Annotated in this window: 19 protein-coding genes; 6 read left to right on the top strand and 13 right to left on the bottom strand. The window is 76.1% G+C overall.

The window, feature by feature from the left end; all coding sequences use genetic code 11:
* The first annotated feature begins 197 nt into the window (after window positions 1-197).
* Both EBM89_RS11505 and EBM89_RS11500 read left to right on the top strand, forming a co-directional pair.
* Entirely contained in the window at window positions 198-899 is a 702-nt protein-coding gene (locus tag EBM89_RS11505; RefSeq protein WP_158609652.1) for an LmeA family phospholipid-binding protein, read from the top strand.
* On the top strand, window positions 896-1636 hold the full coding sequence (locus EBM89_RS11500; RefSeq protein ID WP_439647181.1) for a M50 family metallopeptidase: 741 nt from the start codon (window positions 896-898) through the stop codon (window positions 1634-1636). Before EBM89_RS11505 ends, EBM89_RS11500 begins: the two co-directional genes overlap by 4 nt.
* Before the next feature lie 40 nt (window positions 1637-1676).
* Here EBM89_RS11500 and EBM89_RS11495 read toward each other — a convergent pair whose 3' ends face one another.
* Entirely contained in the window at window positions 1677-2414 is a 738-nt protein-coding gene (locus tag EBM89_RS11495; RefSeq protein ID WP_199732080.1) for an HNH endonuclease family protein, read from the bottom strand.
* Window positions 2415-2642: 228 nt separating this feature from the next.
* Between EBM89_RS11495 and EBM89_RS11490 the strand changes: the two genes are divergently transcribed.
* On the top strand, window positions 2643-3116 hold the full coding sequence (locus tag EBM89_RS11490; protein WP_199732079.1) for a DUF2809 domain-containing protein: 474 nt from the start codon (window positions 2643-2645) through the stop codon (window positions 3114-3116).
* Between the two features lie 102 nt (window positions 3117-3218).
* On the opposite strand, the gene EBM89_RS11485 is transcribed toward EBM89_RS11490, so the two are convergent.
* Together EBM89_RS11485 and EBM89_RS11480 are read right to left on the bottom strand one after the other, a co-directional pair.
* The gene (locus EBM89_RS11485; RefSeq protein ID WP_122149566.1) at window positions 3219-3566 is read right to left on the bottom strand and encodes a nucleotide pyrophosphohydrolase; all 348 of its coding nucleotides are present in this window, start codon (window positions 3564-3566) and stop codon (window positions 3219-3221) included.
* A 34-nt stretch (window positions 3567-3600) separates the two neighbouring features.
* The gene (locus tag EBM89_RS11480) at window positions 3601-4671 is read right to left on the bottom strand and encodes a phosphotransferase enzyme family protein (protein WP_122149565.1); all 1071 of its coding nucleotides are present in this window, start codon (window positions 4669-4671) and stop codon (window positions 3601-3603) included.
* A 200-nt stretch (window positions 4672-4871) separates the two neighbouring features.
* On the opposite strand from EBM89_RS11480, the gene EBM89_RS11475 reads away from it, so the two are divergent.
* Window positions 4872-6188 carry an alpha/beta fold hydrolase gene (locus tag EBM89_RS11475; protein ID WP_233571689.1) on the top strand — a complete coding sequence of 439 codons (1317 nt, stop codon included), beginning with the start codon at window positions 4872-4874 and terminating at the stop codon, window positions 6186-6188.
* A 21-nt stretch (window positions 6189-6209) separates the two neighbouring features.
* Here EBM89_RS11475 and EBM89_RS11470 read toward each other — a convergent pair whose 3' ends face one another.
* From EBM89_RS11470 to EBM89_RS11450, 5 genes are all read right to left on the bottom strand, one after another.
* Window positions 6210-7970 (bottom strand): alpha-amylase family protein, encoded by a 1761-nt coding sequence (locus EBM89_RS11470; RefSeq protein ID WP_122149564.1) that lies wholly within the window; start codon window positions 7968-7970, stop codon window positions 6210-6212.
* Entirely contained in the window at window positions 7967-9013 is a 1047-nt protein-coding gene (locus EBM89_RS11465; protein ID WP_122149563.1) for a TIGR03885 family FMN-dependent LLM class oxidoreductase, read from the bottom strand. The genes EBM89_RS11470 and EBM89_RS11465 overlap by 4 nt, the downstream gene beginning before the upstream one ends.
* A gap of 90 nt (window positions 9014-9103) precedes the next feature.
* Complete coding sequence (locus EBM89_RS11460; protein ID WP_122149562.1) at window positions 9104-9310, bottom strand: hypothetical protein; 207 nt, start codon at window positions 9308-9310, stop codon at window positions 9104-9106.
* A 192-nt stretch (window positions 9311-9502) separates the two neighbouring features.
* Window positions 9503-9874, bottom strand: coding sequence for a type II toxin-antitoxin system VapC family toxin (locus EBM89_RS11455; protein WP_122149561.1), 372 nt, complete (start codon window positions 9872-9874; stop codon window positions 9503-9505).
* On the bottom strand, window positions 9871-10098 hold the full coding sequence (locus EBM89_RS11450) for a type II toxin-antitoxin system Phd/YefM family antitoxin (RefSeq protein WP_122149560.1): 228 nt from the start codon (window positions 10096-10098) through the stop codon (window positions 9871-9873). Before EBM89_RS11450 ends, EBM89_RS11455 begins: the two co-directional genes overlap by 4 nt.
* A gap of 101 nt (window positions 10099-10199) precedes the next feature.
* Between EBM89_RS11450 and EBM89_RS11445 the strand changes: the two genes are divergently transcribed.
* Entirely contained in the window at window positions 10200-10625 is a 426-nt protein-coding gene (locus EBM89_RS11445; protein ID WP_233571688.1) for a ScoMcrA-related endonuclease, read from the top strand.
* Between the two features lie 30 nt (window positions 10626-10655).
* Here the strand turns inward: EBM89_RS11445 and EBM89_RS11440 are convergent, their stop codons facing one another.
* The 5 genes from EBM89_RS11440 to EBM89_RS11410 form a co-directional block, all read right to left on the bottom strand.
* Window positions 10656-11414 carry an SDR family NAD(P)-dependent oxidoreductase gene (locus EBM89_RS11440; RefSeq protein WP_122149558.1) on the bottom strand — a complete coding sequence of 253 codons (759 nt, stop codon included), beginning with the start codon at window positions 11412-11414 and terminating at the stop codon, window positions 10656-10658.
* Between the two features lie 49 nt (window positions 11415-11463).
* On the bottom strand, window positions 11464-12783 hold the full coding sequence (locus EBM89_RS11435; RefSeq protein WP_122149557.1) for a glycosyltransferase: 1320 nt from the start codon (window positions 12781-12783) through the stop codon (window positions 11464-11466).
* Between the two features lie 77 nt (window positions 12784-12860).
* Window positions 12861-15056, bottom strand: coding sequence for a glycoside hydrolase domain-containing protein (locus tag EBM89_RS11430; RefSeq protein ID WP_122149556.1), 2196 nt, complete (start codon window positions 15054-15056; stop codon window positions 12861-12863).
* A 134-nt stretch (window positions 15057-15190) separates the two neighbouring features.
* A complete protein-coding gene (locus tag EBM89_RS21270) occupies window positions 15191-16651 on the bottom strand; it encodes a hypothetical protein (protein WP_158609651.1) in 1461 nt (486 codons plus the stop codon).
* A 136-nt stretch (window positions 16652-16787) separates the two neighbouring features.
* Window positions 16788-17978, bottom strand: coding sequence for a hypothetical protein (locus EBM89_RS11410; RefSeq protein WP_147463534.1), 1191 nt, complete (start codon window positions 17976-17978; stop codon window positions 16788-16790).
* A 240-nt stretch (window positions 17979-18218) separates the two neighbouring features.
* Here EBM89_RS11410 and EBM89_RS22550 point away from each other — a divergent pair.
* Window positions 18219-18468, top strand: a 250-nt coding sequence (locus tag EBM89_RS22550; protein ID WP_147463533.1) for a DUF2510 domain-containing protein, incomplete at its 3' end; no start/stop codon positions are given.

The raw sequence follows: 18468 nt of genomic DNA, 5'->3' as shown, positions 1-18468 counted from the left end.
CGGCGCGGCTGATGGGGGGAGCGCCGTGTCCGGTGGGTGTCCCTGACGGGTCAGACACTGTGAGCATCGGATACCGACCGCCCGGTCAGCAGGGCCGTTCGTCCTACTTTGTGAATCCGGTAACGAACTGCGGGTGATCCTGCGGCCCTCCGCGTCGCTCCCTGTCGCCGCCCAGCACCGCCTCGTACCCTCGGGGCGTGACCCGCACCCCCCGCCGCCGCGTCGGCTGCCTCGTCGGATCGACCCTCGCCGTCGTCGTCCTCGTCGGCGGCAGCGTGCTCGCCGACCGCGTCGCGCACGGCTTCGCGCAGGACGCCGCCGCGGACGCCGTCCGCTCGCGGCTGTCCGCCGCGGACCTCGACGTCCGGATCGAGGGGTTCCCGTTCCTCACCCAGCTCGCCGGGGGCACGCTGGACGACGTCCGGCTCGCGGCGTCCTCCGCGAGCCTCCAGGGCCTCGACGTCACCGACCTCGACGTCCGCGCCACCGGCGTCGTCGTGCGCGGGGAGCGCGGCGCGGAGCACGTCACCGCCACCGCGACCGTGCCCACCGCCGCGCTGGAGGCGCTGCTGCGCGAGCGGTCCGGGTGGGACCTCGCGCTCGCCGTGCAGGGGCAGGAGCTCGTCGCGACCGGGGCGCTCGCGGGCGTCCCCGTCTCCGTGTCGCTGACCCTCGCGCCCGCGGGCGCCGACGGGCTCACCGCGACCATCACCGGCGCGTCCCTCGCCGGGCTCGGCATCGACCCCGGGGCCCTGCCCGACGGCCTCGGGGCCCGGCTCGCCGACCTGTCCGTGGTCGACCAGCTGCCCGCCGGCGCGGAGGTCACCGGCGCCACCGTCGAGGCCGACGGCCTGCACCTCGCCGTCGCGGTCGACGACGTCACGCTCGACGCGCTCTGACCGCCGTGGACGACGTCCTCTCGCTCCCGGGGCAGATCTGGGACCGCGCGACCACCGTGCAGCCCGCGCCCGACCAGGTCGTGCTGCTCGGCACGCTCGCCGTCGCGCTCGTCTGCCTCGCCGTGCCCGTGCTGTGGCACCTCACCCGGCACTTCCTGACGATCGTGCACGAGGCCGCGCACGGCCTCGTCGCCGTGCTGTCCGGACGGCGGTTGTCCGGCATCCGGCTGCACTCCGACACGTCCGGGCTCACTGTCTCCGTCGGCAAGCCCCGCGGCCCCGGCATGGTCGCCACCGCGTTCGCCGGGTACGTCGGGCCCGCCGTGCTCGGGCTCGGCGCCGCCTGGCTGCTCGGGCGCGGGTACGCCGTCGGGCTGCTGTGGCTGCTGCTGGTCGTGCTGGTGCTCGTGCTGGTGCAGATCCGCAACTGGTACGGGCTGTGGTCCGTGCTGGTCAGCGGGGTCGTGCTCGTCGGGGTCTCCTGGTGGGGGAGCGCGGCCGTGCAGGTCGCGGTCGCGTACGCCGTGACCTGGTACCTGCTGCTCGGCGCACCCCGGGCCGTGCTGGAGATGCAGGCCCAGCGTCGGCGCACCCGGGGGCGGGGCACCTCAGACGCGGACGTGCTCGGGCGGCTGACGCCGCTGCCCGGCGGGTTCTGGGTCGCGGCGCTGCTGCTCGTCTGCGTCGGCGCGCTGGTGCTCGGCGGGTCGTGGATCCTGGACCGGCCGCTGCTCTGACGCCGCCGGGCGGCGGCCGGCGTCGCTCCCGCTCGGGGCGTCAGTCGCCGACGACGCAGGAGTCGAGCTGCCGGTCCATCGCGGCGTGCTCCGCCTCGGTGACCCACAGCCCGTACGCGGCCTTCACGCGCACCTGCCGCACCACGTAGGCGCAGCGGTAGCCGGTGCTCGGCGGCAGCCACGTCGCGGCGTCGCCGTCACCCTTGGCGCCGTTGGTCGGACCGTCCACCGCGAGCAGGTTGGCCGGGTCGTTCGCGAACTGCCGCCGGGTCTCGGCGTCCCACTGCTGCGCGCCCTTCTGCCAGGCGTCGGACAGCGGGACGACGTGGTCGATCTGCACATCGGCGCTGCTCGGCCCGCGCTCGAAGTCGATCACCTGGTCGGTGAACGGGTCCGCCAGCGTCCCGGACAGCACCACGCAGTCGTGCGTGCCCTCCTCGAACACGACGTCCGTGAGGTCGCGCGCGAGCACGTCGTTGCGTGTGTCGCAGCCGTTGCGGTCGACGTCCGCCCACGCCGGCCCGAACTCCTCCCTCTCGTACCCGGTGCGCGGCGCCCGACCCTTGACCTCCAGCGCCGCGAGCTCGGTGCGCGCCCGGTCCAGGTCGGTCGCCGTCACCGGGAACCGCGCGGACTCCTCCGCCTGCGACCACAGCGGCAGCCCCGCGCCCAGCGCCACCGCCACCACGAGGACGACGAACGCCCAGCCGGTGACCGTGCCACCGCGCCGGCGGGGCCTGGAGGACGGACGACGACGGGGGCGGGTGGTGCGACTCACCGCGGAACGGTCGCACACGGCACCGACACAGCACCTCCTCCCGCTCCCGCCGGGCGCGTCGCGCGACCAGCACGGACGCGCCCTACGGTCGGTCGGGGAGGTGCGATGCGCGCGACGCAGGGGGACGGGACGACCGGTGCCACGACGGCGTCTGGCGGGACGAGGATGCCGGGCGGTGCCGCGGCACCGGGCGGCGCGACGCAGCCGGACCGGAGGCCGCCGCCCGACGTGACGACGACCGAGCCGACGACGACCGAGCCGCCGACGAGCAGCACGCCGCCGCCCGCCCGGGTGCCCGCCGCCCGGCCGTGGCTCCGCACGCTGCTCGCCGGTGGCGCGGTCGTCACGGCGGGCCTGCTGGTGTCCCGGTACGGTTCGGGACCGGTCGGGGACGCCCTCGGGGACGCGCTGTACGCCGCCCTCGTCCTGCTCCTGGTGGCGTTCGTGGTCCCGCGCCGGGCCCTCGCCGTGCAGGCCGCCGTGGCACTGGCGGTGTGCTGGGCGGTCGAGGTGGCGCAGGCGACGGGCGGTCCGGAGTCCGCGGTGCGGGCGTGGCCCCCGCTGCGGTACCTGCTCGGCACGACCTTCGCGTGGGCGGACCTGGTCTGGTACGCCGTGGGCGTCCTCGCGACGTGGTGGCTCATGCTCGGGACCTCCCGGGGGCGGGTCGGCGCGACGGGCGCCGCGACCACCTCAGCCTGACGCGGTCCCCGCCGCCGGTGCCGCCAGCGGGCGCCTCGCCTGGGGACCGCGCACGGCCCCGCGGCCTGTGGACGGCTCGGCGGCGTCCGGAGGCTCAGTGGCTCAGTCCTTGCGCGGCGCCACCCCGTGCACGTCCGCGACGGGGAACCGGCGGCGTGCCTCGGCCTGCTTGTCGAGCGTCGCCTGCAGCACGTCGACGCCGAGGACGTCCGCGAGCCGCAGCAGGTACACGAGGACGTCGGCGATCTCCTCGCCCGCGCGCCGCCGCCGGTCGGGGTCCTCGAAGTGGGCGCGGGCGCCGTCGGCGGGCAGCCACTGCACGAGCTCGGCGAGCTCCCCGACCTCCCCGACGAGCGCGAGCACGAGCGACTTCGGGTCGTGGAACTGCTCCCAGTCCCGCTCGGCGCTGAACTCCCGGATCAGCGCGGTGAGCCGCGCGAGGTCATCCATGCCCCCACCCTGGCACGGCCACCGCACCGGCGGGTCAGCGCAGCAGCCAGGTCGGCTCGCGCAGGTAGTGCTCGGCGACCAGGAGCGTCCCGGGGGTCTGCTCGGCGCGGAGGTCGCCGGACGGCCCGCCCAGCGGCTCGGTGGCGGTGCGGCCGAGCAGCTGGAGCCGCCGCAGCATCGACAGGGCGCAGGCGGTGCGCGCGTCGTCGCCGGTCAGCGGTCGGACCTCCTGGTACCCGGCGGCCCACGCCTGCGCCCGCAGCGGCGCGTCGGGACGGTGCTCGACGTAGGACAGCGCGGCGGCGAGGTCGAGGACGAACCAGGAGAACCCGCAGTCGTCGAAGTCGATGACGGTGAGGTCGTCGGCGTCGACCAGCAGGTTGCCGGGCCGCAGGTCGGCGTGCACGAGACCCCAGACGTCGGGGCCGCGCGAGGCGTCGTGCAGGACGTCGAGCGCGGCGTCCCGCGCCCGGACCAGCAGGTCGCGGTCCGCGTCGGACAGGCACGCCTGCTCCCAGGCTCCCCAGCGGCTGTCCGGGCCGACGAGGTCCGCGGGCTCCCAGGTGGGCCGGACGAAGTCGAGCGGGCGGTGGAAGGCCAGGGCGTGGTCGTGCAGCAGCGCGGCGGTGCGGCCGACCCGGCGGTGCCACGTCTCGGGGTCCGGGGCGGTGGGCAGCACCTCGTCCAGCGGCAACCCGGCGGTGAACGTGGTGGTCAGGCACACCCAGTGCCGTTCGAGGTCGTCGGTGACCATCGCGACGCCGCCCCCGTCGACCGGCGGGACGACGGACGGGACCCGCACGGTCCCCGCGGCGCCGACCGCGCGGAGCCAGGTCACCTCGGACTCGGCGGCGGCGGTGTCCTCCATGTACGCGGGGCGGGAGACGCGGGTCATCGCGACGGGGACGGCCCCGACGCGCACCCGGAAGGTCGCGTTGTGCGAGAGCCCGACCAGGTCGACGGCGGTGCGCGCGGGGTCCCACTCCCACTCCTCGCAGAGCGCGGCGTGCAGCCACCGCGGGGCCGGGGCCCCCAGGGGGAGCCGGGCGAACGGTGGTTCGCGGTCCGCGAGCCCGGTCCTGCCCGCGTCGTCGTCGGTCGTCATGGCCACCTGCCCCCGGGTGCTCGCGTCGTCGCCCGGTCCGGCGCGACCGCCGGACCCACGGCGATCCTCGGCACCCCTCGCGCGCGCGGACAAGGGCGACGGCACGGATTTCACGCAGGTGTCACCCACCGCGGGCCGGGGTGACGCGGCGGAAACACGCCCGTCCCCGGGCCGCCGCGCGCGGGCCTAGGGTGCTGGACGTGACCGAGCCGCTGCGCACGACCGACGCCCCCCTCGACGTCCCGCCCGTGCGGGTCCGTGACCACCGGGTCACGGTGCCCGTGGACCGCGCGGACCCGTCGCGGTTCGGCGAGATCGAGGTGTTCGCGCGCGAGCTCGTCGACCCGACGCGCGACGGCGAGGACCTGCCGCTGCTGCTGTTCCTGCAGGGCGGCCCCGGCGGCATGGGGCCGCGCCCGCTGGGCGGCGGCTGGTGGTCCACGGCGCTGCGCACGCACCGGGTGGTGCTGCTGGACCAGCGCGGCACCGGGCGCTCCGGGCGGGTGGACGGCCGCACGATGGCCCGGTTCGCCACCGGGACGCAGGCGGCCGAGTACCTGGCGTGCTTCCGGGCGGACGCGGTCGTCGAGGACGCGGAGGCCGTGCGGCACGCGGTCTACGGGGGCCGGCGGTGGGCGACCCTCGGGCAGTCCTACGGCGGGTTCCTCACGCTGACCTACCTGTCGCGGCACCCCGAGGCGCTGACCGCCTGCTACGTCACCGGCGGCCTGCCCGGCACCCGCGCCACCGCCGAGGACGTCTACGCGCGGACGTTCCCGCGGCAGGCGGCGCGCGACGCGGCGTTCGCCCGCCGGTACCCGGACGACGTCGCCCGCCTGGGGGCGCTCGCGGACCGGCTCGCCGCCGGGGACGTGCGGCTGCCCGACGGCGACCCGTTCACGGTCCGCCGGCTGCAGACCCTCGGGATGCCGCTGGGCATGAGCACCGGCGTCGACGGCCTGCACTGGCTGCTGGACACCCTCGACGCTGACGCGGACGGCGTCCCGGACGACGCGTTCGCGCTGGCTGTGCAGACCCAGACCGGCTTCGACGCGAACCCGCTGTACGCCGTGCTCCAGGAGGCGATCTACCACCAGGACGAGCGCGCCGGCGGGTGGGCGGCGCAGGCCGAGCGCGAGCGGCACCCCGGGCTCGCCGAGACGGCCCGGCCCCTCGGCCTGACCGGCGAGGCGGTGTTCCCATGGATGTTCGCCGAGGTCCGGGCGCTGCGCCCGTTCCAGGAGGCGGCGGAGGCGCTCGCGGCCCGGACGTCCTGGCCCGCCCTGTACGACCACGACCGGCTCGCGGCGAACGAGGTGCCGGTCGCGGCCGTGCAGTACGTGCACGACCCCTACGTGGACCTGGACCTCGCGACCGGCACCGCCGACGCGGTGGGGAACGCGCAGGTGTGGGTGACCAACGAGTACCTGCACGACGGGCTGCGCGCCGCGGGCGACGTGGTGCTGCCCCGGCTGGTGGACCTCGCGGCGGGCCGCTGGTCGGTCACCCGGGGCTGACCCCGCCGTCGTGCGGCGGGCTCAGAGCAGCCGCCGCGACCCCGGGCGGACGACGCGCAGCCAGCGGTAGCCGTACCCGGGCAGCTCGACCTCGACGCGGCCGTCCTCACCCAGCGCGTACCCGCCGTCCTCCAGCACGTCGACCAGGTGCACGACCGTGTCGTCCGCGGCGTGGCTGGCGGTGGACGCCGTACCGTCCGCAGGTCCGGGGTCGCCGGGGTCGCGGACGGCGTCCGCCAGCCGCAGCGGCACCGTGACGGCGTCGGGGCCGAGGTTGTGCAGCGCGACCATCGACGCGTCCTGCCAGGTGCACCGGTGCGCCAGCACCGCGGGGTGCGGCTGGTCGAGGATCTCGGCGCGCTCGGCCCAGCCGAGCTCGGGGCACTCCCGGTAGCGCCGCAGCAGGGACTGCAGCCACCGCAGGAGGGAGTCCGGGTCGCGGCGCTGGTCGGCGACGTTGACGTGCTCCGGTCCGAAGCCGCCGTCGGTGACCGGTCCGGACAGGCGCCGGGGCGGAGCCGCCGAGAAGCCGCCGTTCGGCCCGGACGTCCACTGCATCGGCGTGCGGACCGCGAGCCTGCCGTCGGCGGCGAGGTTCTCGCCCATGCCGATCTCCTCGCCGTAGAACAGCACCGGCGTCCCGGGCAGGGTGAGCAGCAGCGAGTAGACCATCCGGACGCGGCGCGGGTCGCCGTCCAGCATCGGGGGCAGCCGACGGCGCAGCCCGCGCCCGTAGAGCTGCATGTCCTCGTCGGGCCCGAACGCCGCGAACACCTCGGCGCGCTCGTCGTCCGACAGCTTGTCGAGGGTGAGCTCGTCGTGGTTGCGCACGAACGTCGCCCACTGCGCATCGTGCGGGATCGCGGGACGGTCGCGCAGGGCCTGCGCCAGCGGACCCGCGTCGCCGCGGGCCAGCGCCAGGTACATCTGCTGCATCGCGACGAAGTCGAACTGCAGGGTGAGCTCGTCGCCCTCGGCGGAGCCGTCGGCGTCGTGGTCGCCGAAGAACAGCCGCTGCTCGTCGTAGGGGAGGTTGACCTCCCCCATGAGGATCGAGTCCCCGGTGCGTCGGGACAGGAACGACCGGAGGGCCTTCAGGAACTCGTGCGGGTGCTCGATGTCGTCGTGCGGGCTGCTCGCGGCGTCGGCCAGCATGAACGGCACGGCGTCGACACGGAACCCGGACAGGCCGAGCTCGGCCCAGTACCCGACGACCTTCGCGATGGCGTCCCGCACCTGCGGGTTCGCGGTGTTCAGGTCCGGCTGGTGCCGGTAGAACCGGTGCCGGTACCAGGCCTCGGCCTTCTCGTCCCAGGTCCAGATGCCGTCCTCCTGGTCCGGGAAGATCACCTCGTCCTGCGTCGGGGGCGGGGTGTCCGTCCGCCACACGTAGAAGTCGCGGTAGGGGCTGTCCGGGCTGCTGCGCGCCGAGCGGAACCACGGGTGCCGGTCGGAGGTGTGGTTGACCACGAGGTCGGCGATGACGCGGATGCCCCGGTCGCGGGCGGTACGGACCAGCTCGACGAGGTCCCCGGCGTCGCCGAGCCGCGGGTCGACGCCGAAGAAGTCGGTGATGTCGTAGCCGTCGTCCCGGTCGGCCGTCGGGTAGAACGGCATCAGCCACAGGCACGTGACGCCGAGCTCGGCGAGGTGGTCGAGCCGCTGCACCAGGCCGGGCAGGTCCCCGGTGCCGTCGTCGTCCCAGTCCATGTACGTCTCGACGTCGAGGCAGTAGACCACCGCGCTCTTCCACCACAGGTCCCCGGTGTCGCGGATCCTCACGCGGCGTCCTCCCCGGCGTCGACGGCCTTCAGCGCGGGCAGCAGGTGCTCCGCGGCGAGGTCCACGAACGCGTCGAGCGACGACGGCGGGTGCGTCACCGTCGGCGTCGCGTCGGCGTGCTTGTGGTGGCCGGCCCGGACGTCGGTCGCGACCTGGTGCAGGTACACCTCGTCGAACCCGACCTCGACCAGCTCGACCAGCCGGTCCCGCAGCCGCTCCGGGTCGTGCTCGATCACGACCGCGCCGCCGAGGGTGTCGTCGTCCACCGTCCGTGCGAGCGCGTCGAACTCCTCCGTCGTGGCGATGTCCCACGCCTGCGGCGGTCCCGCGGCGTTGCCCGCCCACTGCTCGCGCGCCAGCCGCCACGCCTCCGCGGGGTCGCTCGCGTACGAGACGTGCACCTGCAGGGCGACCGGACCGCGCCCGCCCGCGTCCCGGTACGCGCCGACGACGCGGCGCAGGGTGTCGAGGTCCTGGTTCACCGTCACCAGGCCGTCCGCCCAGTCGGCGTGCGCCCGGGCGGTGGCCTCGGTGACCGCGGGGCCGACCAGCCGCGGCGGCACCTCGGGCAGCGTCCACAGCTGCGCCCGGTCGACGGTCACGAGGCCGTGGTGCGTGACCTCCTCGCCCGCGAGCAGCGCCCGGATCACCTGCACGCACTCACGCAGCCGGGCGTCCCGCTCGGGCTTCGGCGGCCACGGGTCCCCGGTGATGTGCTCGTTCATGTTCTCGCCCGAGCCCAGCGCCACCCAGAACCGACCCGGGAACATCGCCGCGAGCGTCGCCGCCTGCTGCGCGATCACCGCCGGGTGGTACCGCTGGCCCGGGGCGTTCACCACCCCGAGCGGCAGCCGCGTGGTGGCCAGGGCCGAGCCCAGCCAGGGCCACGCCGCCCCCGAGTGACCCTGGTGCGTCCCCCACGGGGCCCAGTGGTCGGAGCACATCGCGGCGTCGAAGCCGGCCTGCTCGGCGTGCTGGGTGGCGGCGAGGAGCGCGCTGGGGTGGACCTGCTCGTGCGAGTTGTGAAGACCGACGCGAGTCATGCCCACGTTCCTACCGGGCGCGGCGCGGGTCCGCGCGGCGACCGGCAGGCTGCGGGTCCGCCGGGCGGCGAGCCGACACGCTCGGTTGCCTCATCCGACGTCGGTGCGCGGCCAGACCGGGGCCCACGGCGGGTCCGTGCGCCGGGCGGAGACCGCGACGTCACCGGCTTCGCGCCCCAGGGCCGAGGCGATCTCCGCGACCAGGTCCGCGACCCTCTTCGGCGCCCCGACCTGGCGGAACCCGTTGCGGCAGGTCAGGTGCAGGGCTCCGTCGACGGCGCCCACCTCGACCACCATGTGCTGGAGGGGCCCGGACCTGGACCTCGCGACCGGTACGCCGACGGTGTGGGCAACGCGCAGGTGTGGGTGACCAACGAGTACCTGCACGACGGGCTGCGGGCCGCGGGCGACGTGGTGCTGGCCCGGCTGGTGGACCTCGCGGCGGGGCGCTGGGCGGTCACCCGGGGGTCGTCGTCGCCCGCGGACCCGTCAGAGCGTCCGGACGTCGTACGCGGCCACGTGTGCGTCGGCCGTCGCGAGGGTCATCCCCTCGACACGGGCCTGGCCGACGAGCATGCGGTCGAACGGGTCACGGTGGTGCCACGGGAGGTCGCGGAGCTCGGCCGCGTGCTCGGCGGTGAAGGGGAGCGGGACGAAACCGCCGTCGACCAGGTGACCGGCGATGTCCGAGGGAGCCTCCAGCTTGCCCAGCGACGCCTTGATGGCGATCTCGGCGATGCTCACGGCCGAGAACGCGACGTCGTTGTCCGGGTCGGCAAGGGCCTCGCGGTGCCGCGCGGGCAGGCGGTCGCTGTCGGACAGCCACCAGAGCAGCACGTGGGTGTCGGCGAGGATCCTCACGCGCCGTACCAGTCGGCGTCGGAGAAGTCGTCGAAGTCCTCGGCGATGACGATCCGATCGCGCAGGGCACCGGGGGTGCGGCGGGTCGTCCGCTGCTCCAGTGCGACGAGACGCGCCACCGGACGGCCGCTCCGGGTCAGCACGAACTCCTCACCGTGCTCGGCGCGGCTCACCAGACGCGACAGGTGCGTCTTGGCCTCGTAGATGCTGACCGAGGTGCTCATGCCTCCATCGTCCTGGTCTGGTCAGGTCTGGTCAAGGCGTGGTCGTTCGGGCGCCGATCCCGGGCGACGTAAGATCTCAGGACGTGGCGACCTTCTCTGCCGTGAGCCGGCAGCACATCCTCCAGGCCATCGCCGAGCACGACGCCCGCGGCGGCGACGACTTCCTCGGCGTCTACGGCTACGGGCGCACGGCGGGCAGCTTCGAGCACGAGGGCCGGTCGTACCCGGCCATCGCGGTCCTCGGCGTGGCGCACCGGTTCGCGACCGGGCGGCAGGCGCTCGAGGACGAGTTCCACGGCGGCGCGGAGGCGGCGCTCGCGCTGCTGGGCCGCCGCGGCTTCGACGTCCCGCGGCCCGCGGGTGCCGCCCCCGCGGCTCCGAAGCGGGCGCGCGCCGCGTCCCCCGCGAAGCCCCGCACCGCCGCGCCGGCCAAGCCGCGCGCCGTGCAGCGCGAGGAGGTCGTCACCCTGTGCCCGACCTGCTCCATGGCGCTGCCGGCGACCGGGCGCTGCGACTACTGCGACTGACGACCGCCGCAGCGTCGGCGGCTCGCCCGGTCAGCGGGCCAGGTGCGCCCCGCCGTTGACCGGCAGCACCTGACCGGTCACGTGCCCCGCGCCAGGGGACGCGAGGAACTCGACCACCGCCGCGACGTCGTCGGTGGTGCCCGCGCGTCCGGTCATCGTCGCGCCGACCAGCCGCTCGCGGCGGGCCGGGGCGAGGGGACCGCCGAAGAACTCGGTGCCCTCGGTGACACCGGGCGCGACGACGTTCACCGTGATGCCCCGCGGTCCGAGGGTCCGGGCGGCGCTCGCGGCCCACGCCTCGACGGCGGACTTGGCGGCGCCGTACTCGCCCGCGCCCGCCCGCCCGGCGATGGAGCCGAACGCGACGACCCGGCCACCGTCGGCCAGTCGGTCGGCCAGGGCTTCGGTGACCAGGACGGTGCCGAGGACGTTGGCGTCGAAGGTCGCGCGCCAGCTCTGCGCGCTCGCGGCGAGCCGGTCGGCGAGCGGGGCGCCGTCCGGGGCGCCCGGCACCCCGCCGAGCCCGCCCGCGCACAGCACCAGGACGTCCACGCGCTCGGGGAGCCGGTCGCGGGCGGCGGCGACGGCACCCGGGTCCGTCGCGTCGAACGGCACGGCCGTGGCGCCGGTGTCCGCCGCGACCTCGGCGAGCGGACCGGGACGGCGCCCGGTGACCCACACCGCGTCGCCGAGCGAGCGGAACCGCTCGGCGCACGTCCGACCGATGCCGGTCCCGCCACCGGTCACGACGACGGTCCGCGGACGGGTGGGCTGCGGCTGCGCGGTCATGCTGACGTGTCTACCGGAGCGCGCGGCCGCGTGGGGGTGGTTCGGCCCCTCACCCCACCGGCGTCAGCGCGTCCACCGCCTCGAGGATCTTGTCCAGCACCACGGCCCGGTCGAACTGCAGCGCGAACTCCCGGGCCTCCGCGGCGCGGTCGGTGCGCTCCGCGGCGTCCATGCCGAGCGCCCGGTCCAGGGCCTCCGCGATGGCCGTCGCGTCCTGGACGGGCACGATCAGCGCCGTGTCGCCGACGGCCTCCGGGATGCCACCCGTCTCGGTCGTGATGACAGGGCCGCCGCCGGACAGCATCTTCTCGACCAGGGCGATCCCGAACGTCTCGACGAACTCCGGCCGGGGCTTGCTGGGCAGCACGTACGCCGCCGCGCCCGCCATCAGGTGCGGCTTCTCGTCGTCGGACACGTCGTCCAGGAACAGCACCCGGTCCGCGACGGGGGAGGCGGCGGCGTGCGCGCGCAGCATCGCGGCCTCGGGGCCGTTGCCCGCGATCACGAGTCGGTGGGTGCCGGGGGCGGCGCTGGCCGCGTACCCGTCGATGAGGTCGTCCACGCCCTTGGCCGCCGCCAGGCGGGACAGGTAGAGGACGTAGCCGTCGCGGTCCAGCCCGCGCGCGGCGAGCACGGCGTCCGTCTCGTCCTCGTCGCGACCCAGGTACTGCTGCACGTCCACGGCGGGGTAGGAGATGCGGACGCGCTCACGGCACTGCGCGGCGAACGTCGTACCGTGCCGGGCGTCCACCGCCTCGGCCTCGCTGACGATGAGGTCCCGGGTGTACGCCGAGACGGCGAGGCAGACGTCGTGGTCCAGGTAGGACGTCAGCACGTGCGCGGCGGCGCCGAACCGGTCGGCCTCGACGGCGGCCCGCACGACGTTGGTGACGTCGGAGCCGACGGCCTCGGCGACGGTGGTGACGTTCACCGGCAGGCCGGTGCGCCGGGCGACGTGCACGGCGTCGGCGACGGCGGTCGCGTGCGGCGACAGGTACAGCGACAGCGCGACGGTGGGGACGCCGTCGGTGAACAGCTCGACCAGGCGGCCGATCAGGCCCGCGACGTAGCGGCCGTCCGGGACCTTGTAGTCGCCGACCGGGTCGGGGCGCTCCACGACGACACCCTCGCGGTACGGCATGACCCGGTCCAGCGGCTTGAGCGGCAGCCCGGCGGCCTGCAGGCGGTCGATCGGCCAGGTCACGATCCGCACCTCGTCGAACCCGCGGTCGAGGGCGGCCTCGGCGAGGTTCCGAGCCTCGCCGGAGTGCCCGCAGATCACCGGGTCGGCGCGCACGACGATGACGAGCCGACGGTCGACCCGGCGCGGGGGTGCCGCGTCGGCGAGCGGGGTGGTGGGTGCGGTCACGGGGAGCCTCCGAGGGGTGGTGGAGCGAGGTGGCGCGGGGGAGGTGCGGGTGGTGCGGGTGCGGCGTGGTGCGGGCGTCAGGCGCCGCCGCTGAGCGACGGCGGCCTCGCCGCGCCGTTCCACGGGCCGGGCTCGGGCCCGAGGTCGACCTGGAGCCGCCCGCCGGCGTGCAGCTCGGTCCCGGTGATCCAGGTCCGGTCGAGCTCGACGCCGTCCAGCCGCACGCGCTGCACGTGCTGGGCGGGGCCGTCGGGCTCGGGTTCGACGAACCCGCTGGTCTCGACGGTGAACGGCTTCCCGCCGACGTCGATGCGGGCCTCGCGCCACGCGGGGGCGTTCAGCAGGAAGAGGTTCTGCCCGGCGACGGGGAACAGGCCGAGCGACGCCCACACGTACCAGGACGACAGGCCGCCGGAGTCGTCGTTGCCGGGCAGCCCGCCGCGGCCGGTGCCGAACTGCTGCTGCGTGATCGCGTGCACGACCTCGGCGGTGCGGTCCGGGCGCCCGGCGTACTGGTACGCCCAGGGGGCCTCCATGTCGGGCTCGTTGTTCAGGCCCTCGAACCGGTGCAGGGAGTACCCCGCCAGCATCTCGTCCTCGGACGGCGCCAGCCCGGGCTGGTGCACGGGGTCCGCGCCGAACCCGAAGAACCGGTCCAGCAGCGCCACGAACGCGTCGTCGCCCCCCGCCATGCCGATCCGCGGGGCCATGTCGTGCAGCAGGCGGAACGAGTAGTTCCACCGGCCGCCCTCGTAGAACGTCGAGTCGACGAGCAGCCCGGTCGCGGGGTCGAAGGCGTTGCGCCAGCGCGCGGCCAGCGGGACGAACTGGTCGACCAGGGTGCGGTCGCCGACCTGCTGGGCGATCACGGCCGTGCAGTAGTAGCCGAACGCGAGGTCGAGGGTGTGGCTGATCGGGTGGGTGCGCCCGTGCAGCAGGAACTCCTCGCCGTACGTGCGGCGCAGGTCGTTGTGCAGGTGCACGAGCGCCCAGTCCCAGTCCATCGGCAGCCCGAGCGCGCACAGGTCGGCGAGGAACGTGTGCGCGAGCGCGCTGCCCTGCCGGGAGAACCGGTCGGCGCCGCGCGCCATCCGGTAGCCGATGGGGAAGTTCCCCTCCTCCTCGGCGATGTGCAGGATCGCGGTCGCGAGCTCGACGGCCTTGTCCGGCACCAGCGCCGTGAGCAGGGGCAGCTGGGTGCGGTAGATGTCCCACATCGTCGCGATGTCGTACGCGAACGGGGTGTCCGTGGGCCAGAACGGGCTCTCGTCCGGGGCCAGGCACGGCTTGATCAGCGAGTGGTACAGCGCCGTGGACAGGACGGTCTGCTTCGCCGCCGACGGGGTGTCGACCTGGACCTTGCCGAGCTCGCGCCGCCAGTCGTGGGCGGTGCGGGCCCGGCGCTCCGCGAACGACGACGGACCCGGGCCGCACTCGCGCACCAGGTTCGCGCGGGCCTGCTCGACGCCGCGCAGCGAGAACCCGAACCGCAGCTCGACGACCTGCCCGGGCTCGCTCGGCCCGGCCCACATGAGCCCGAACGGCCGCAGCGTCGTGGGGCGGATCCGGTCGAAGTCCAGGCGGGTGCCGCCGGGCATCAGCCGCCGGTCGTACCAGAGCAGCTGGCGCCACCCCGGGGTGTCGCACTCGACGTGCACGGCCAGCGGGGCGCCCTCGACGGTGATCTCGCCCTGCGCGACCCCGGGCGCCACGGACTCGAGGTGCGCGCGCAGCGGCACGGTCCGCCCGTAGGGGATGTCCAGGCCGCCGAGGCTGAGGTCGATGACGAGGCGCGCGTCCCGGTGCGCGGGGAACGTGTACCGGTGCACGGCCGACTTCGGGCCGACGGTGATCTCGCAGCGGATGCCGGACTCCAGCGTCGCGGCGTAGTACCCCGGCTCGGCGGCCTCGTCGGTGATCTCCCACAGCTGCCCGAGGTCGTCGAGGGGCTGCAGCATCGGGGCGACGCGCACGTAGTTGTAGTACTTGCGGATCGCGCCGGTCCCGGACTGCTGGAAGTGCGTGAACCCCGACGCCCGCTGCGTGGTGTGCAGCTCGGGCGGCAGGCCCTCGGTCGACAGGTCGTAGCGGCCGTACCCCGTCGGGTACGCCCCCGAGTACGCGCACGCGCTGACCATGCCGAGCGGGTAGGTCGCGCCGGGGTGCGTGTTCCCGACCTGCGGCTTCGGCCACCACCAGGTCGCGGCCAGGCCGGACTGCGGCGGCAGCGCCGTGGCCTCGGTGCCGATGAACGGGTCGACGTGCTCGAACAACCAGTGCCCCCTTCGTGGCCGGTCGCGCGATCCGGGTGAGGGGGACCGTACTGGCACCAGGTGTCCGGCGGGTAACGCGCGAGCGCCCGGCCGGGCCGCCACGAGGGCGACCCGGCCGGGCGGGGTGGCGCGGGTCAGTCGCGGACGGAGCCCGCGCCGGTCAGCTCGCCCCAGGCCCAGCCCGCCAGGTCGCCCTGGACCGGCCCGGTGGCCAGCGACGGGTGCACCGCGTCGGCCGTCTCGGACCAGGTGGTGGTGCGGGTGGTGCCCTCGTCCGTGGTCACCGCGGCGGAGTCGGCCGCAGCCGACTCGCGCTCAGCCGAGCCGGCGAGCCAGGCGCCCTCGGCCCACAGGGGCGCGGTCAGGTCGAGCGCGCCCGCGCCCTCACCGAGGAACGTGCCGTCCTCGTCCCGGCCCTCGACGCCCGTGGCGGACTCCGTGGCGCCGGTCAGGGCGGGCAGCACCGCCACCTCGCCGATGCCGGCGGTGCCGGCGGTGCGGGTCGTGTCGGCCCGCTCCGTGGTGGTCTCCCGCGCGACGTCGTCGGTGCGGGTGCCGTGCGTCGCGGACGACCACGTCGACCGCTCGTCGGCGACCCACGCGTCGGCGCCGCCGGACGTCACCGGCGCGGCCACGCCGAGGTCGCCCTCGGTGCCGCCGAGCAGCGAGCCGTCCCGGTCGTCGCCGGACACGGCCTGCTCGGTGCTGCCCGACAGCCACGCCGCCGGGTCGGCCGTGAGCTCACCGGTGCTGACGCCCGCGGTGGTGGCGGACTCGTGGGCCCGCTCCGCGCGGCTCCAGGTGGCGTCGCCGTCGGCGTCGGTGCGCATCGTCCACGCCTCGTCGGTGCCGGACCGCTCGTCGGTGAACCCGGCGGTCAGCCCGCCGAGGTTCACCGGGCTGCTGAGGTCCGCCGAACCCGTCGCGCCGGACGTGCCGGTCACGTCGTCCTCGTCGCCCGCACCCGCGGCCCACGCGGTGCCGTCGAGCACCGCCGCCGGGTCGAGTGTGGTCTCGCCGAGGCCGAGCGTCCCCGTGGTGGTGGACTCGCTCGTGCTGGTCGAGCCCTGCGTGGCGGACGCGCCGTCCGCGTCGGTGACGGTCGACTCCTGCGCCGACGCGTCCTGCGTGGTGGTGCTGCCGGTGACCGACACGCCGCCCACCGACACCGGTGCGGCGACCTCGGCCGTGCCCGCGCCGGACGTCGTGCCCGCGCCCTCGTCGGAGCCCGTCGCGCCCTGCGCGGAGCCGGAGCCCGCCAGCGCCGCCATCGGGTCGACGGTGATCGCCCCGACGTCGATGCCCAGGTCGGACGTGGTGCTGGAGGCGTCCTCGTGCGTCGAGGTGCTGGTGCCCTCGTCGGTCGTCGTGGTGGTCGTGCCACCCGACTGCTGCGAGGAGGTGGAGGACAGGCCGATGCTCAGGCCGCCGAGGCTGATCGGCGCCTCGACGCCGGCCTCCCCGGAGCCCTGGGTCAGGCCGAACGCGTCGGTGGTCCCGGCGTCGTCCGCGAGGGCGACGCCCGCCCCGACGAGCAGCAGCCCGCCGGTGACCCCGGCGACGCCGAGGGTCCGCTTGAGGTAGATCGAGGACATGGTGGTTCCTTCCGCCGCGCGCCCGGTGGCGCGCGCTGATCGCTGGGTCCGCGGCCGGTCCGTCGAGGTCCGGCGCGGTCGTGCCGTCTGCCGTCGCTGCCCGCCGTGGGGGCGGTGCGCGGCGGCGAGGGCGCGATCAGTCGGGGCGGGCGCCCGGACGGTCCGCGAGACCCGCGGGGACGACGTCGTCCCCGGCGGTGCGGGAGCCCAGCTCGACGAGAGCCGGGAGCAGGAGGGGCGCGGTGGCCAGGGCCGCGTCGGCGGTGCCGGACGCGGCGCGGGGGGACGCGGTGCCCGAGGAGGCGGGGGCCGCCGGCGCGACGGGCGCCTCGACGGGGAGCGTGGGGCGGGGCGTGCCCGCCGCCGCGGTCGGAGCCTCCGGCAGGGCCGTCGCCGTGGTCGCGGCCGGGAGGTCGGCCGACGGGGCGGGCAGGACGGGCGTCATGCCGTCGGTGCCCGGAAGAGCCGCGCCCGGCTGGTCGCCGCCAGGCAGGGGGAGCGTCGCCCCCGGAGCCGTCGGGGCGGGCGCGGGGAGCAGCGGATCGGTCACCGGGGCGAGCGGGTCCGTCACCGGGGCGAGCGCGTCCGTGACGGGGGCCAGGGCGTCGGTCACCGGGGTGAGCGCACCCGTGACCGGGGCGAGCGTGGCGGTCACCGGAGCCAGGGCGTCCGTGACGGGGGTGAGCGCGTCGACGACGGGGGCGAGCGCGTCGGCCACCGGCGTCAGCGCGGCACCGACGGGTGCGAGCGCGGTGCCGACGGGCGTGAGCGCCGTGCCGAGCGTCGTGAGCGCGGGCCGCGCCGTGTCCAGGACCGGGCTCGCGGCCTGCAGCACCGGCGTCGCCACCTCGGCGACCGGCTCGACGGCGGCGATCACCGGGGCGGCGACCTCGGCGACCGGGACCGCGACGGGTGCGGCGACTTCGGCCACGGACCCGACGACCTCGGCGACGGGCGCGACGACCTCGGCGACGGGCGCGACAGCCTCGGCTGCGGGCGCCACGGCCCTGGCCTCCGACGCTGCTGCCTGCGGCGCCGGGCTCGGGGCGGCCACGTCAGCCGGTCCGGGAGCCGGCGCGGCAGGTGCGGCGGCTCCGGCGACGGTGGTGGTCACGCCCTCCAGTGCGGCACCGGCGGTGTCGAGCACCGGGTCCAGCACCGTGGTCGCGGGAGCGGTGACCTGCGCGACCACGGCGGCGAGGGGATCGGCGGGGGACGGGCTGTCGGCGGCGGTCGCCGGGGAGGCGAGGGCGACGGCGCCGAGCCAGAGGCCCGCTCCCGTCGTCGCGCCGAGCAGCGCCCGGCGCACCACCTCCCGCAGCGTCACGTGGTCGTCTCCCACCTCGTCGTGCCGGTGCCCCCTCGGGCCGTCCGCGATCCAGGACAGCCCGGATCGGGGGGACGGGCAACCGGGGGCGGCTGCTCGTGGGGCGCCGCCGGGGCTCGGCAACCGCTGTCCGCCGCTCAGGGCGCGGGATCCGGCAGGAGCGGGTGAATCGCTGCGCCGAACGGGGGACACCCGTCCGGGGAGGTCATCACCCGGCCCCGCGATGCCGACCTCTTCGTCATGACGGAGTCGTTGCCGCTGCCCCCACCGGGGTGGTACCCCGACGGGGCGACGGCCGGCGTGCTGCGCTGGTTCGACGGGGAGACGTGGACGGAGCGCGTGGTCCCGGATCCCGCCGCGCCACCGCCTCCGCCCGCTCCCGCCGCGCCGCCGATGACGGCGGGTGCCTGGTCGCCCGACGGCCCGGGCGCTCCCGCCGGCCCCGGCGCGGCCGTGCACCCTGCCCCGGCTGCGCACCCTGCCCCGGCTG

The organism is Cellulomonas triticagri, from assembly GCF_003696205.1.
GTDB classification, from domain to species: Bacteria; Actinomycetota; Actinomycetes; order Actinomycetales; family Cellulomonadaceae; genus Cellulomonas; species Cellulomonas triticagri.
Note: the sequence above shows the minus strand (reverse complement) of the source record. Positions and strands in the feature narration are given on the sequence as shown.

Excerpts from the sequence above, each read along its gene's own strand:
- EBM89_RS11485 (WP_122149566.1), bottom strand. The coding sequence starts at position 3,566 with ATGGATGACCTCGCGCGGCTCACCGCGCTGATCCGGGAGTTCAGCGCC.
- EBM89_RS11480 (WP_122149565.1), bottom strand. The coding sequence starts at position 4,671 with ATGACGACCGACGACGACGCGGGCAGGACCGGGCTCGCGGACCGCGAA.
- EBM89_RS11465 (WP_122149563.1), bottom strand. The coding sequence starts at position 9,013 with ATGACTCGCGTCGGTCTTCACAACTCGCACGAGCAGGTCCACCCCAGC.
- EBM89_RS11460 (WP_122149562.1), bottom strand. The coding sequence starts at position 9,310 with ATGGTGGTCGAGGTGGGCGCCGTCGACGGAGCCCTGCACCTGACCTGC.
- EBM89_RS11450 (WP_122149560.1), bottom strand. The coding sequence starts at position 10,098 with ATGAGCACCTCGGTCAGCATCTACGAGGCCAAGACGCACCTGTCGCGT.
- EBM89_RS11440 (WP_122149558.1), bottom strand. The coding sequence starts at position 11,414 with ATGACCGCGCAGCCGCAGCCCACCCGTCCGCGGACCGTCGTCGTGACC.
- EBM89_RS21270 (WP_158609651.1), bottom strand. The coding sequence starts at position 16,651 with ATGTCCTCGATCTACCTCAAGCGGACCCTCGGCGTCGCCGGGGTCACC.